The sequence below is a fragment of the Vannielia litorea genome (assembly GCF_019801175.1).
Lineage (GTDB): Bacteria > Pseudomonadota > Alphaproteobacteria > Rhodobacterales > Rhodobacteraceae > Vannielia > Vannielia litorea_B.
In genome coordinates, this window is sequence record NZ_JAHVJR010000001.1 from 2,941,417 (window position 1) to 2,955,555 (window position 14,139).

The window sequence follows — 14,139 nt, forward strand, 5'->3', positions numbered from 1 at the left end:
AGCGCACGCGCATCGCAGATGCTTCAGAGCGTGGGCGCAACTTCAGCAGAGTGATGGAACAAGTAGAACAGAAGGTGAGCGCTGGAACCCGCAGAGCACTCAAAAGTAGCTTCGCACCAACGCTCCTGAGATCAGCGCCCATCCGTCGGCCACCACGAAGAAGGCGAGTTTGAACGGCAAAGACACGATCGCAGGCGGCACCATCATCATCCCCATCGACATCAGCACCGCCGCCACGACCAGGTCGATGATAAGGAAGGGCAGGAAGATCAGGAACCCGATTTGAAATGCCCGTTCCACCTCGCTCAGCAGGAAAGACGGCACCAGAAGCGAGAGCGGGGCCTCCCCCGGCGGGGTCGTGGCTGCAACACCCTCGCGCAAGTCGGCAAGTATGCCGAAAGTCTCTGCATCGACCCGGGCCGCCATAAACCCCCTGAAAGGTGCAAGCGTTCGGTCAAAGGCCTCCGCCGCCGCGATCTGCTCATCGAGCAGCGGCTTGACCCCGCTGGCCCACGCTTCCTGAAGCACAGGGTCCATGATGAAATAAGTAAGGAAAAGCGCCAGCGAGACGATCAGCATGTTTGGCGGCGATTGCTGAAGCCCGATCGCCTGCCTCAAGATAGAGAGCACCGTGACGATAAAGGGAAAGCAGGTGATCATTACCGCGATCCCTGGCACGAGGCTGAGTATGGTGATCAGCGCGAAGAGGCCGATGGTTTGGTTGGTCAGTGCCCCCGACCCGTCACCGAGATTCACCGAGATATCTTGCGCCGCCAATGGGGCAGCGCTCAGCAGCACTGCTAGAGCAACTCCAAGACTGCGCCACATGACGGTCAGAGACCGCCCTTGAGATCCGCGACCTCGGTGAGCCGCACCGCGAGCTGGCCCGGCTGGCCATCTTCCGCCTCCGTCAACTCGCCCCGCGCGATAAGCTTGTCGCCCACGTAGAGCTCCACAGGGTCTTCGACCCGGCGGTCGAGCGGCAGCACCGCATCCGGCCCCAGCTTCAGCAGCTCCGAGACCCGTGGCCGCGCCTTGCCGACCGCCACCGTGATCTCCACCGGCACCTGCGTAAACGGGTTGCCCCTGGCGTGAATTTCCTCGCTCATGTCTCATCCTTCCCGGGTCGCCTGACCCTCAAAAAACCCGTCCACGACCTCGGCGATGCCAGCCAGAACGGCGTCCAAGTCGATGATTTCTTCGGAACTGGCGAAGCGCAGTGCCGCTTGCCCCGGCCCGAGGCTCGGCTCTTCGGCCAGCCGCACTGGGATGGTCGCCTCCGCCTGAAGGAGCGGCTCCACTCGGGCCATGTTGCCCGGCGCCACAGTGATCTCGACCGAAACCTCGCTGCGTGACTTCACTGCGGCTTCAATCCGCTCAAGGATCATGAGCCCCAAGCTTCCGGTCAGGGTTTCGGGAAGCACCTTAGAGACGATCCCGGTCACCAGCTCGCGCATTTCACCCAACATGGCGCGGCGCGCCTCGTGGTAGGTGAAACTCATGTCGTCGAGCGCTCGGGCGAGGTCGGCGCCGATGGCCTTCTGCTCTTCCGCGTGGGCTTTGGCGGCATCGTCCCATCCCTCGCGGTAGCCCTTGTCGAAGGCGGCGAGCTGGGCTTCGGCGAGCGCACTGTCTCCCGCGTCGGCGCGGCGCGATTTGCGCGCCGGGCCGCTGAACTCCTCAAGCGTGATCCCTCCCCCGCTCACGCTTTCACCTCCTCGTCATCTTCCATCCAACTTTTGAGAATTTCGATGGTCTCGTCTTGGCGCTCTTCGATCATGCTGCGCAGCCGGGCCACCGGGTCATCACTGTCGGCCCCATCGAACCCGGGCACTCCGGCCACGTCGAAATCATTGACCACGGCAAGATCAGGTAGCTCGATTCCGCTATCATCAATCTCACCTGTGAGGGCGTCCGGCATCGGAAAGTCATCCAGCCCGGCCTCGCCGCTCTCTGAGGGTGCGCCGGGCGGCAGGGCGGCCACCGGGGCCTCGGGCGCGGGCAACGCGCGGGCACTGAGCGCCGGCTTCAGCACGAAGAGGCCGAGACCCAGCACCACCACCGCCAGAATCGCCAATTGAATCAGGGTCATGATGTTGAGGCTGTCGAGTAGCGAGCCGCCCGCCGCCGTGCCGATCTCTTCCACCGGCAGGAATTCGAGCGACTTAATGGTGATCTGGTCACCCCGATCCTCGTTGTAGCCAACGGCGCTGGCCACCAGTTCGCGCAGGGCACCAAGCTGCTCGTCGCTGCGAGCCGTCCAGGTCGGATCGCCGTTAGCATCCGCCGCGCGCAACCCATCGACCAGAACGGCCACGGTTAGGCGCTTGACTGCCCCGGGGGTCCGCAGCAGTTCCCTTTGCGTTTCAGAGACTTCAAAGTTCGTCCGCTCGCGGGTTTCGGTCTCTTGGCTCTGGCTTTCACCGCCCCCCGCGCCTGCCTCTCCATCCGGAAGATTGGAGGCGACTGTCACCGCAGAAGGGTTGGTGCCGCTGGCGGAGTTGGAGCGTTCTTCGGTCTCCGAACTCACCGCGACCCGCCCGTCCGGGTCGAACCGGCGTTCGATGATCTGCTCGCGCTCCGTCTCGGTCTCGACTGAAACCTCCACCACCGCATTGCCGGGCCCAACATGGGCCTCCAGCAGACGCTGCACGTTGCGGCGCAGGGCTTCGGCCCGCTCCTCCCCGCCCGAATCGCCCATTGCGTCTTCGGCAGAGACCACGGCCCCCGTGGCGCCATCGATCACTGAAACACCCTCCGGCGACAGCCCGGCCACTGCGCTGGCGATCAGGAACTTGAAGGCCTTGGCCTCTGCCGGTGTCACCCGCCCGCCCGTCGAGGTGAAGGAGACCGAGGCCGAGGCAGATTCGTTGCGGCCGAACCCTTGGGTCGCCGGGTTCGAGATATGCACCCGCGCCGCGCGTACCTTGGGCGACGCCAGAATCGTGCGTGCCAGCTCGCCCTCCTTCGCTCGCCAATAAGCCGCGTCGAACATCTGGCTCGTGGTGCCAAACCCCGAAAGACCGTCAAGGATTTCATAGCCTTGCCCGCCGTTGGCCGGCAGCCCCTCGCCCGCAAGGGTCATCCGAAGCTCATCGCGGCGGGCACTATCCACATAGATCGCACCGCCGCGCACCTCATAGGCCACCCCGCGCTGATCGAGCGAAGTCACGACCTCGCCCGCCGCAGAGGGCTCCAGCCCGGCATAGAGCAGCGTCATCCCGGGGGCCGTTGCTACCCGGCTCAGCGCAAGAACCGCCGCAAACATGGCCAGCGTAGTGACCAGAACGGTGATTCTCCGCCGCGCATCGAGGCCATTCCATGTGTCGAGTAGGTTCTGCACGCGCATTCTCCGCCGTCATCCGGGCTTCTGCCCTGTGCTCCCTAAATCGCGCATTGGCCTTAACAATCGGTTAGCCACATTCGGTCTATGAACGGATCAACGGATTTGTTCAGGAGACCCGACGCCATGGCCGAGGACGAGGACGCCGCCGCAACGGAGGGCGGTGACGACACCCCAAAGAAAAAGTCGAAGCTGCCGCTGATTCTCGGCGTCCTGCTCATGCTGGGCGGCGGCGGCGGGGCGTTCTTTGCCACCTTCTCCGGCATGCTGGGCGGGGGGGAGCCTGCGGAGGAAGGGCATGAAGAGGTCGCCGAGGCCGAGCCACTCGAGCCGGTGGCCTTCGTGCCGCTCGATCCGATCATCATCGCGGTCCGCTCGCGAGGTCGCGCCGCCCACCTCCGGTTTCGCGCCGAGCTGGAGGTGGAGCCGGATCGGCAGGAGGAGGTGACCTTGCTGATGCCGCGCATCCTCGACGTGCTCAACACCTACCTTCGCGCCGTGGAAATCGGTGAAATCGAGCGCCCAAGCGCGCTCATGAGTCTGCGTGCGCAGATGTTGCGGCGCATTCAGATCGTCACCGGGGAGGGCCGGGTAAAGGACCTTCTCGTGACCGAATTCGTGGTGAACTAGGAGGGTTCGATGCTCAATCTCATTGCAGATATTCTCATGGTCGCCGGGGCTGTCGGCGCCGGGGTCTATTGCCTGATCCTGTCGCGCAGGCTCTCCCGTTTCACTGATCTTGAGGGCGGCATGGGCGGCGCCGTCGCCGTGCTTTCGGTGCAGGTCGACGACCTGAAAAAGGCGCTGGAAGAAGCACGCAAGGCCTCCAACGGCAGCGTCTCCCGCCTGACCGACATGACAAAACGCGCCGAGGAGTCGGCCGCCCGGCTGGAGATTCTCCTCGCCTCCATGCACGACCTGCCGGAGAGCGAGCCGAAGCCCGGTGCCAAGCCCACGGTGACCCGCCGTCGCCGGGCCGCGCGCCCCGAGGAACAGGAGGCCGCCTGATGGCACGGCGCAAGAAATCGCGCTCAGGGCTACGCCGCAGGCTGGGCCGCGGGCTGCTGACCGTTCTGGCAGGCCTCCTTCTGAGTTCCGCCGCGCTGCGGCTGACCGGCGGCAGCGGCACCGCTTTCGCCCGCGAGGTCGCCAGCCGCATGGGCAGCGATGCGGGCGGTGAGGCCATACCCGTCGTCGCCGGATGCGAGCCCGAGCCTGAAATCGCCGCGCTTCTCGCCGCGCTCACCGACCGTGAGGCGGCCGTCTCTGCACGTGAACTGGCGGTGTCTGACGAGATCGTCGCGCTGGAACGCGCCCGGGCAGAGGTCGCCCGCGAGATGGCCGCGCTGAAGGCCGCGGAAGCCCAGCTCGAAGAGACCCTCGCGCTCGCGGATGGCGCGGCCGAGAACGATCTCGCCAAGCTGACGCGCATGTATGAGGTGATGAAGCCCAAAGAGGCCGCCGCGCTCTTTGCCGAGATGGACCCGGTCTTTGCCGCCGGGTTTCTCGGCCGCATGCAGCCGGAACGGGCCGCTGCGGTGCTCGCGGGGATGGAGCCCAAGGCGGCCTATACCCTCTCCCTCATCCTCGCCGGCCGGAACGGCGCGGTTCCAACCGAGTAAAGGCCCGGGCCTCAGAGAATCTTAACCGCCGGATGCGACAACGGACGCGGGCCAAAGCCCGCGAGGCAGAGCAAGAGCGAGCAGAACATGATCGGTATTGTCGGTATCATCATCATCTTCGTGATGGTCTTCGGCGGCTATCTCGCCGCTGGCGGCAAGATGGGAATCATCCTCAAGTCCCTGCCCTTCGAGATGACGATGATCGGCGGCGCCGCCGTGGGTGCCTTCGTGCTCGCCAACGACATGGCCGCGATCAAGCACACCCTGAAAGACATCAAGAAGGTGTTCAAAGGCCCGCATTGGGGCCACCACGACTATAAAGAACTGCTCTGCCTGCTCTTCGAGCTGGTCCGTCTCGCCCGGCAAAACCCGGTCGGCCTCGAGGAGCATATCGAGAACCCGGCCGAAAGCTCGATCATCTCACGCTACCCCAAGATCCTTGCCGACAGTGAAGCGATCGAGTTGATCTGCGACACGCTCCGCTCCGCCTCGATGAACTACGATGACCCGAACCAGGTCGAGGAGGTGCTCGAAAAGCGCATGTCCGCCAACATGCACCACAACATGCACTCCTCCCACGCGATGCAGTCGATGGCCGACGGCCTGCCGGCACTGGGGATCGTGGCCGCCGTGCTCGGCGTGATCAAAACCATGGGCTCCATCGACCAGCCGCCGGAGATTCTCGGCAAGCTGATCGGCGGCGCGCTCGTGGGCACCTTTCTGGGCGTGTTTCTCGCCTACGGCATCGTCGGGCCCTTTGCCTCCAAGATGAAGGCCGTGATCGAGGAAGATGCGCATTTCTACCAGCTCATCCGCGAGGTGCTGGTGGCCAACCTGCACCAGCACGCCACCAACATCTGCATCGAGGTCGGGCGGCAAAATACTCCCGGTCACAGCCGCCCCAGCTTCTCGGAGTTGGAAGAAGCGCTGAAGAACCTCAAGTCGGAGGCCGCATGACCCTTCGGTTGTGGCTCCATGCGGTCGCGCTGGTCGCGGCCTTCGTCGCCGCGCCGCTGCGGGCCGAGACCGTGCGCCTTCTCTCCGGGGAGCATAACGGTTTCACACGCATCGCCCTCGTGCTCGCGCGCGAGAGCGCATGGCGCGTGGGCCGGATCGAGGGCGGCTTCGGACTCGAGCTGGCCCGCCGCGACATTGCTGTCGATCTGACCGAGGCTTTCGACCTGATCCCCCGCACGCGCATCGGCACGCTGAAGTTCGATGCAGCCGAAGGCTTGCTCAGCATCGGTGTCCGCTGCAACTGCCACGCCGACGCCTTCCAGATCCGCTCCAACATCCTTGTCGTCGACATCCGCGATGGTCCCGCTCCCGAGGGCAACGCCTTCAATGCGCCACTCAACCCGCCCGACCCTGCACCCGAAAAAGCACCTGAGCCCGTTCACCCGCCCACGGCAGAAGTAGCCGACGGTGTCCTGCCACCGCTGCACGCGGGCGCGCTGCGCAAACGCTATGATCGCCCCGTTGTTTTGCCTAACAGGCAGTCAGCCCCCCCCGAAAGCCCGCCCGAAAGCGTTCCCGCGCGAGAGGAGCCGCCGGTGACCGATGCCTTCGCCGAGGCCCGCGAGCGGCGCCGGATCGCCGAGATCGAGGCAGAACTGCTCAAGCAACTGGCCCGCGCGGGCTCACAGGGCATGGTCAAACCCAACCCGGCCTACGCCGGGCTCGAGGGGCAGGTCGCACAACCTGATGCCGTCATGCCCCCCAGCAATCACCCCGGCGCGAACGTCGACGCAATCACAGGCGTCGACCGCGCCGCGCCAGATGCCCCGCTCCCGCCGGAAGACACGCGCGCCGCCTGCATCGCGCCGGAGCACTTCGCATTCCTCATTTCCGAACCCTCGGAAGAGCCGCATCAGATGATCGCCACCGCCCGCATGGCACTGCTCAAGGAGTTCGACACACCCGATACCTATGCTGCCGAAGCGCTTTCCCGCGTCTACCTCTATCTCGGCTTCGGTGCCGAGGCCCGGCAGGTGATCGATGACTTTCTGCCAAAGGCCGAGGTCGCCCCGCTCTACCGCGCTCTCGCCGCCGGGCTTGATGACACGCCAGACCTCGCCGGTCAGGCCTTGAGCGGCCAGGTCGGCTGCCCCGGTCCTGCATCATTCTGGGCGATGATGGTTGGCCCTGTGCCTGCAGCGCTGAACGAGCGCACCCAGCGCGATGTGGCCGCCACCGCCTCCGACCTGCCGCTGCACTTGCGCCGCCTCCTCGTCCCGCGCCTCGCGCAGCACCTGCTCGCCCGCGGTCACGATCAACTGGCCGCTGCCCTGCGCGATTCTCTCGCCCGCGTCGACGGCGCACACGGCGCCAGCTACCAGATGCTTCAGGCCGCGCTGGCCGAAGAAGGCGATATCGCGTCCGGCGGTGATGGCGCCCCCTCGCCTGCAAGCAGCACCGCCGCTGAAGCCATTCTCGAAAAGGTGGCAGAGAGCAACAAGGTCGAGGCCGCGCAGGCGCTCGTCGAGTTGATCCGCCTCGCCAACGCGCAAGGTCGCCCGCTGCCGCCCGACAAGATAGACCTCGCCGAAGCCCTGATCTTCGAGCATCGAGATACCGACGTCGCCCGGGTTCTGCTAATCGGCCTCGCACCGGCCTACGCCCGCGATGGGGCTTTCAGCAAAGCCTTCGACCGGCTCGACGCTGCTGCCGCTCTCCCCACTGAGGCGGTGCCGGACCCGCTCGATCGAGCCCGCTCCACCACCGCGCTCCTGCTCGCGCAGAACGCGGCAGACGAAATATTCCTTCGTACCTTATTCCACCCCGCCCATGCCGGGCTCGGCGCCACCGTCTCTCCTGAGGCAAGCTTCGCCATCGCCGAACGGCTGCTCGCCCTCGGCTTCCCCGAGCAGGCCCTCGCCCAGTCCGAGAGCCTGCCTCGCGAAGATGCCTACCGCCTCATGCGGGTTCGCGCCCTCGCCGCGCTTGGCCGCTATGAACGGGCGCTGGCCTCCCTTGCCGGCCTGCGAGGCGCTGAGAGTGACGCGTTGCGCGGGGAACTTCTCGCTCGGCTGGGTGAGCACGAGCGCGCCCATACCATGAGCCGCGTCGCGGGTGATGAAGAGGCGGCCCGCCGCGCCGCCTGGGCCAGCGGCAGTGCCGAGGCGATCCGCGAATCGGGGAGCGAGACAGAGGCCGGCTTCACCGAGGCCACCCGCCCTGAGACCGCCCCCACCGCCCCCGGACGCCCCAGCCTCTCCGGCGCCGAAGAGCTGCTCGAACAGATCCGACAGCGCCGCAGCGCGATCGAGACCCTGCTCGAAGAAAAATCCACCGCTACCGGGGCTGCGACTCGTTCCACTACCCCCGCGGGAGAAGGGGCCGAAAATCCGCCAGGGGCCTGACGGCGGAAACCTTATGGTAACCAGCTTGCCCTAGGCTGACCGCATGTTGGATTAGCCAGAATTGCGATCTCAGATGCCCGACTGCTCCTCGCCAGAAGGCGGCCCCAGCGTTGCTCCGCGCGGGCTGTCCACCGCCCCCCGCACGCCGCCCCTCGGTACGCCCCGCGCGCGCCGGATCTTCATCATCCTCGCCGCTCTCGCGCTGGCCGTGCTGTCGCTGCCCGCGCTAGCCCAACCCACCCGGCCAGAGCTTTGCGAGGCCGCCGCCAGCGAGGCCTCCGCCAAGACCGGCGTGCCGCTCTCTGTCCTTCGGGCGATCATGCTCACCGTCAGCGGCCGCAAGAGCGAGGAGGGTCTCGTGCCTTGGCCCTGGACCATCGGCGCAGGCGGGCAGCGCGTCTGGTTTGAAACCGCCGACGACGCCCGCGCCTACGCCTACCAGCAGGTCAAGGCCAGCGAACCCGCGCTTGGGCTCGGCTGTTTTCAGATCGACTATGCAAAGTACGGCCCGGAGTTCGCCTCACTCGAAGATATGCTGACTCCCCGCATCAACGCCGAGTTTGCAGCGTCTCTCTTGCTCGGTCTGCACGCCAAACACGGCGGCTGGGTCTATGCCGCTGCCGCACTCCAAGGTCTCGCTCCTGAAGAGTCCGAGACCTGGCTGGCCAGCTTCAACCGCAACCGCAGTTCGCTCCATGCGGAGGCCTACGATACGGCGCTCACCACTGTCGGCCCGCAAGGAAACCAGCCCCGGCTCAACACCTACCCGCTCGTGCAAGACACCGGCGCGGCGCAGGTCATGGGATCGCTGGTGCCCACCGCCCCGGCAACCCCGGGGGCCAGCCTCTTCGCCCCGGCAGAAGGGTTCTGAGCCATGGCGCTCGGCAAGGCCGATCTCTTCAAGCCCACAATTCTGCTGGCGCTCGCATTGATGGGCGTCATCACCATGATGATCCTGCCCATGCCCTCATGGGTGCTCGACATCGGCCTTGCCGGCAGCTTCGCGCTCGCCATCCTGATCTTCACCGTCACCCTCTTCATCGAGCGCCCGCTGGACTTTTCGTCCTTCCCGACGATCCTGCTGGCCTCGCTCATGCTGCGCTTGTCGCTCAACGTCAGCTCGACCAAGCTGATCATCGGCGAGGGTCACACCGGCACCCGGGCAGCGGGCAGCGTGATCGAGGGTTTCGCCATGTTCGTCATGGGCGGCTCGGTGTTTCTGGGCCTCGTGGTCTTTGGCGTGCTGATGATCGTGAACTTCATGGTCATCACCAAGGGCGCCGCCCGCATGGCCGAGGTCGGCGCGCGGTTCGCGCTCGACGGCATGCCCGGCAAGCAGCTCGCCATCGATTCCGACATGTCCGCAGGCGCGATCGACCATGCCGAGGCCAAGGCGCGGCGCGAGCTGGAGCAGGCCGAAACTACCTTTTTCGGCTCGCTCGACGGTGCCTCGAAATTCGTGAAGGGCGATGCCGTGGCCGGGTTGCTGATCACCCTGCTGAACCTCGTGATGGGGCTCATCATGGGGGCCGCAGTTCATGGCCTCCCGCTGGCCGAAGCATTCCAGACCTATGCGATCCTCACCGTGGGTGACGGGCTCGTCACCCAGATCCCGGCGGTCATCATCTCCATCGCCTCCGCCCTGCTGCTGGCCCGGGGCGGCGAGAAGGGGGCGACCGACCTTGCCCTCGTGGGCCAGCTTGGCAAGCACCCGGCGGCGATTGCCACGGTCGCCGTGCTCATGGCGCTCTTCGGCCTCGTCCCCGGCCTTCCGATGCTGCCCTTCTTCGCGGGCGCGGTGACCCTCGGGATCTTCGCGTGGCGACGGCAAAGTGTGCTGCGGGCCGAGGCCATCGCCGCCGCGCAGCCCGCGCCGGAAGCCGCCAAACCGGCCCGAAAATCCATCGGCGACATGCTCGACCTCGACGATATCCACGTCGAGTTCGCGCCCGATCTGGTGGCCATGGTGCTCGACCCGGCCACCGGCCTCGACGCCCGGATCGAGAACATGCGCGCCCATGTGGCCGGGGCTTACGGGCTAATCCTTCCCGAGATCCGGCTGACGGATAACGCCGCGCTCAAGCCGCAGACCTACGCCATTCGCATCCACGGCGTGACCCAGGCCACCAATACGCTCCACCCCGACCGGGTGCTCGCGCTGGCCGGTGACACGCCCGAACTGCTGCCCCCCGGCGAAGATTGCAACGAGCCGGTCTATGGCGCCCCGGCCCGCTGGATCTCCGAAAATGCGCGGGAAGAGGCGGCGCTTCAGGGCTCCACCGTGGTCACCTCCGCCGAGGTGCTCGCCACCCACCTGCTGGAGGTCCTCAAGCGCAACTTCGCCCGGCTGCTCACCCTAAAGGCACTGCGGCGGTTGCTGGAGGAGCTATCCAACCTCTCAGATCCGGTCCGCGCCGAGGCCAACCGCCGCCTGATCGACGAGTTGGTGCCCGACAAGGTGCCAACCGAACTACTACTCGCCGTCATGCGGCTGCTGCTCGATGAGCAAGTCTCTGTCCGCAACCTGCCCCTTATTCTCGAGGCGATCTCGGAGGCGCGCGGCACTTATTCCGCCCCGGAGGCGATTTGCGAGCACGTCCGCCAGCGCCTCGGCTTCCAGCTGGTCTCCGAGCTGCGTCGGGAGGATGGCACCCTGCCGTTGCTGCAACTCGCCCCCGAATGGGAGGAAAAATTCCTTGCCCACCAAGTCGATGGCGGCAACGGCACCGAGGATATCGCCCTGCCGCCAGAGGCGTTCTCCAAGCTCGCAACCGGCGTCTCCGAAAAGCTATCCCACGCGGCCGAAAGCGGGGTCTCGCCCGCGCTGGTCACCACCTCCCGCCGTCGCCGCTTCCTGAAAACCGTGCTGACGGCCAAGGGCATCGGCACGCCGGTGCTCTCCTTCGAGGAAATCGGGATGGATGCGCGCCCGGCCCTGATGGGCGTCATCGCCGCATGAGCCGTCCCGCATGAGCCGCCGCACATGATCGAGGCCCTTGCCCAGCTTCTCGGCTTCTCCCAAGCCGCCATTGTGACCGGCTTCACCGTCTTCCTCCGGGTCGGCGCGGCGATGATGATGATCCCGGCCTTCGGCGAGGCCGGGGTGCCCGCCCGCATCCGCCTCGCCGCAGCGCTGGCCTTCACTGCCATCGTCGCGCCCATGGTCGAGGTACCGCAATCCGCGTCGCTCACCGACATCGCCCTCTCGCTTACCCTCGTCAGCGAAACCGCCATCGGACTGATCTTCGGCTTCGGGCTGCGGCTCTTTGTCTATGCGCTCCAGGTTGCGGGCTCTATGGCGGCGCAATCCACCTCTCTCGCCCAGATTTTCGGCGCCTCCAAGGATGTGGATCCGCAGCCGGCCATCGGCCACCTGCTGGTGGTCTCGGGCCTCGCGCTCGCCGCCATGTCGGGCCTGCATGTGCAGATAGCGATGGGCTTCGTCCAGAGCTTTGAAGTGCTGCCAGTGGGCGCGGTCATCGGTGCGGGCGAGGCGATGGACTGGGGCGTGGAGCGCATCGGCGCGTCCTTCGGCATGGCCTTCTCGCTCGCCTCCCCCTTCATCATCGCCGCGCTGATCTACAACATCGCCCTCGGGGTGATTAACCGCGCCATGCCCCAGCTCATGGTGGCCTTCGTCGGCGCGCCCGCCATCACCGCAGGCGGGCTCATCCTGCTGTTCTTCTCCGCGCCCTACCTGCTCTCCCTCTGGCTGGACACGCTGCAGCGCTACCTCGCCGTCCCGCTCGGAGGGTAACGCATGGCCGGGCAGAGCGACGAAGGCGAAAAGCAACACGAGCCGACCCAGAAGCGGCTGGAGGACGCCCGCAAGAAGGGCGAAGTTCCGCGCTCGACCGATATCACCACCGCCACTGCCTATGGCGGGCTCCTGCTGGCCATGCTCACCGCCGGGGCCTCCAGCGTGGGCGCGCTCGGCACCACCGGCAGCCAGCTCCTCGCCCAGGCCGACCGTCTCGCCCCGCTGATGACCGGGCCGGGCTATGCCACCCTCTCCGGCGGGCTGCTGGCACAGGTCGCCACAGCCATCGCCCCGTGGTTCGCCATCCCCGCGCTCGTCTGTTTGCTCTCGCTCATTGCCCAGCGCGCGGTGACCTTCGCGCCCGAGAAGATCCAGTTCAAGCTCAGCCGCATCTCGCCGCTCTCCAACGCCAAGAACAAGTTCGGCCGCGGCGGGCTCTTCGAGTTCTTCAAGAGCTTCCTCAAGCTCACCATCATCTCGGTCGTGCTCTTCGCCTACCTCGACCGCCGCCTGCCCGACATGCTCTCGGCCACCGCGCTGGAGCCGGGGCAGGTCGGGGCGCTGCTGGGGCGGCTCTGCCTCGATTTCCTGCTCATCGTCACGGCCATCATGGCCGCCATCGCCACGGTGGATTTCATGTGGCAGCGGGCCGAGCACATGCGCAAAAACCGGATGAGCCACCAAGAGCTGAAGGACGAACACAAGGAGAGCGAGGGCGATCCTTACATCCGCCAGCAGCGCCGCCAGAAGGCCATCGAAATCGCCTCGGCGCAGATGATGGGCGAGGTGCCCAAGGCCGATGTCATCGTGGTGAACCCGCAACACTATGCAGTCGCCCTGAAGTGGAGCCGCGAGTCTGTGGGGGCGCCGGTCTGCGTGGCCAAGGGGGTGGATGAGGTCGCCGCGCGGATACGCGAAAAGGCGCAGGAGGCAGGCGTACCGATCCACCGCGATCCGCCCACCGCGCGGGCGCTCTTCGGCACCGTCCAGATCGGGGAGGAGATCCGCCCCGAGCATTATGCCCCGGTCGCAGCCGCCATCCGCTTCTCCGAGGCGATGCGCCGCAAGGCGCGGGCCAGCTATGCCCGCAGGCGCAGCCCATGAGTGTGAAGCGAAAGCAGATGCAGCGGCTCTCCGGGCTGATGGAGGCGCGGTTCATGGCCGGTCAGGGCACGCTCAAGCAACGCCTCGCCGAAGAGGCCCGCCTCGCCGCGGCCATCGACGAGATCGACAACGCCCGCCGTCAGGCGATGGCCGATGCCTCCGACCCGGTCCACTTCAGCCCGTCCCACGCGCGGGCCACCAACGTGTGGCTGCGCTGGACCGATGCGCGCAAGGCGGTGCTCAACCGCGACCTCGCCCGCGCCCGCGCCGCCTCGGCCAAGGCCCGCAAGGCATTGGCCCGGTCCTTCGGACAGATGCAGGCCAGCCGGGAACTGATCCGCAAGCTATGAGAGCCGCTTTTCCATGAAGAGCGAGGAGGCCGCATCGGGGTAGTCGCCGAACGGCCCACGCTCCGTAAACCCCGCCGCCCGATACACCCTATGCGCCGCCTCCAGCAGGTTGCCAGTCTCCAGCCGCAGCCAGCCCAGCCCGCGCGCGCGCGCCTCCGCCTCGATCGCCGCAAGCACCTTCCCGGCCACCCCGCGCCCCCGCGCCGCCTCGTCGGTGAACATCGATTTCACCTCGCCGTAGCCCGCCTTAACCGCCAGCGCTCCGGTGCCCACCACCCGGCCCACGTCCTGCGCGACAAAAAACACGATGTCCGGACCGGCAAGCGCGTCGATGTCGAGAAAGAAGTTATCCTCCGGCGGAAACAGCCGTTCCATCAGTGCGTGGCTCTGCTTCAGCAGAGCGGTCGCCTCCGGGTGCCGAGGGTCTCCGACCGTCACCTCGATTTCGCGCATATCAGCCTCCGTTTCGGCGTTCCCCCGCCGTCACCCGCTCCATATCTTGTGGATAAGACCAACATCCAGCCCAGATGCTGATTGACAGACGCAGCACACCCCCCAAACATGGGTCAGCCCCGGGGAATCGCCCCCACGGGGCATG

Annotated in this window: 15 protein-coding genes; 10 read left to right on the forward strand and 5 right to left on the reverse strand. The window is 66.5% G+C overall.

What is annotated here, in order from left to right; genetic code table 11:
* Positions 1–99: 99 nt before the first annotated feature.
* Genes fliP through fliF form a run of 4 tightly spaced genes read right to left on the reverse strand, consistent with a single transcriptional unit; the run spans position 100 to position 3,349 of the window.
* Positions 100–828, reverse strand: coding sequence for a flagellar type III secretion system pore protein FliP (gene fliP, locus KUV38_RS14395; RefSeq protein WP_222470705.1), 729 nt, complete (start codon positions 826–828; stop codon positions 100–102).
* A gap of 5 nt (positions 829–833) precedes the next feature.
* Positions 834–1,109 (reverse strand): FliM/FliN family flagellar motor switch protein, encoded by a 276-nt coding sequence (locus tag KUV38_RS14400; protein WP_222470706.1) that lies wholly within the window; start codon positions 1,107–1,109, stop codon positions 834–836.
* 3 nt (positions 1,110–1,112) lie between these two features.
* On the reverse strand, positions 1,113–1,706 hold the full coding sequence (locus KUV38_RS14405) for a hypothetical protein (protein WP_222470707.1): 594 nt from the start codon (positions 1,704–1,706) through the stop codon (positions 1,113–1,115).
* Entirely contained in the window at positions 1,703–3,349 is a 1,647-nt protein-coding gene (fliF, locus tag KUV38_RS14410; protein ID WP_222470708.1) for a flagellar basal-body MS-ring/collar protein FliF, read from the reverse strand. Before fliF ends, KUV38_RS14405 begins: the two co-directional genes overlap by 4 nt.
* 120 nt (positions 3,350–3,469) lie before the next feature.
* Between fliF and fliL the strand changes: the two genes are divergently transcribed.
* The 10 genes from fliL to KUV38_RS14460 all read left to right on the forward strand — a co-directional run bounded on the left by fliL (position 3,470) and on the right by KUV38_RS14460 (position 13,541).
* Positions 3,470–3,973 (forward strand): flagellar basal body-associated protein FliL, encoded by a 504-nt coding sequence (gene fliL / locus KUV38_RS14415; RefSeq protein WP_222470709.1) that lies wholly within the window; start codon positions 3,470–3,472, stop codon positions 3,971–3,973.
* 9 nt (positions 3,974–3,982) lie between these two features.
* Entirely contained in the window at positions 3,983–4,351 is a 369-nt protein-coding gene (locus tag KUV38_RS14420; RefSeq protein WP_222470710.1) for a hypothetical protein, read from the forward strand.
* Entirely contained in the window at positions 4,351–4,965 is a 615-nt protein-coding gene (locus KUV38_RS14425) for a MotE family protein (protein ID WP_222470711.1), read from the forward strand. The genes KUV38_RS14420 and KUV38_RS14425 overlap by 1 nt, the downstream gene beginning before the upstream one ends.
* Before the next feature lie 87 nt (positions 4,966–5,052).
* Positions 5,053–5,922 (forward strand): flagellar motor stator protein MotA, encoded by an 870-nt coding sequence (motA, locus tag KUV38_RS14430; protein ID WP_222470712.1) that lies wholly within the window; start codon positions 5,053–5,055, stop codon positions 5,920–5,922.
* Positions 5,919–8,327, forward strand: a complete 2,409-nt coding sequence (locus KUV38_RS14435) for a hypothetical protein (RefSeq protein WP_222470713.1) — start codon at positions 5,919–5,921, stop codon at positions 8,325–8,327. Before motA ends, KUV38_RS14435 begins: the two co-directional genes overlap by 4 nt.
* Before the next feature lie 73 nt (positions 8,328–8,400).
* Positions 8,401–9,198 carry a hypothetical protein gene (locus KUV38_RS14440; protein ID WP_222470714.1) on the forward strand — a complete coding sequence of 266 codons (798 nt, stop codon included), beginning with the start codon at positions 8,401–8,403 and terminating at the stop codon, positions 9,196–9,198.
* A 3-nt stretch (positions 9,199–9,201) separates the two neighbouring features.
* Entirely contained in the window at positions 9,202–11,286 is a 2,085-nt protein-coding gene (flhA, locus tag KUV38_RS14445; RefSeq protein WP_222470715.1) for a flagellar biosynthesis protein FlhA, read from the forward strand.
* Between the two features lie 24 nt (positions 11,287–11,310).
* Positions 11,311–12,084 carry a flagellar biosynthetic protein FliR gene (locus KUV38_RS14450; protein ID WP_222470716.1) on the forward strand — a complete coding sequence of 258 codons (774 nt, stop codon included), beginning with the start codon at positions 11,311–11,313 and terminating at the stop codon, positions 12,082–12,084.
* Between the two features lie 3 nt (positions 12,085–12,087).
* Positions 12,088–13,191: a flagellar biosynthesis protein FlhB gene (locus tag KUV38_RS14455; protein WP_222470717.1), complete on the forward strand. Its 1,104-nt coding sequence runs from the start codon at positions 12,088–12,090 to the stop codon at positions 13,189–13,191.
* A complete protein-coding gene (locus tag KUV38_RS14460) occupies positions 13,188–13,541 on the forward strand; it encodes a hypothetical protein (RefSeq protein ID WP_222470718.1) in 354 nt (117 codons plus the stop codon). The genes KUV38_RS14455 and KUV38_RS14460 overlap by 4 nt, the downstream gene beginning before the upstream one ends.
* On the opposite strand, the gene KUV38_RS14465 is transcribed toward KUV38_RS14460, so the two are convergent.
* Positions 13,536–13,994 carry a GNAT family N-acetyltransferase gene (locus tag KUV38_RS14465; protein ID WP_222470719.1) on the reverse strand — a complete coding sequence of 153 codons (459 nt, stop codon included), beginning with the start codon at positions 13,992–13,994 and terminating at the stop codon, positions 13,536–13,538. The two genes, KUV38_RS14460 and KUV38_RS14465, sit on opposite strands and share 6 nt — an antisense overlap.
* Between the last annotated feature and the right edge of the window lie 145 nt (positions 13,995–14,139).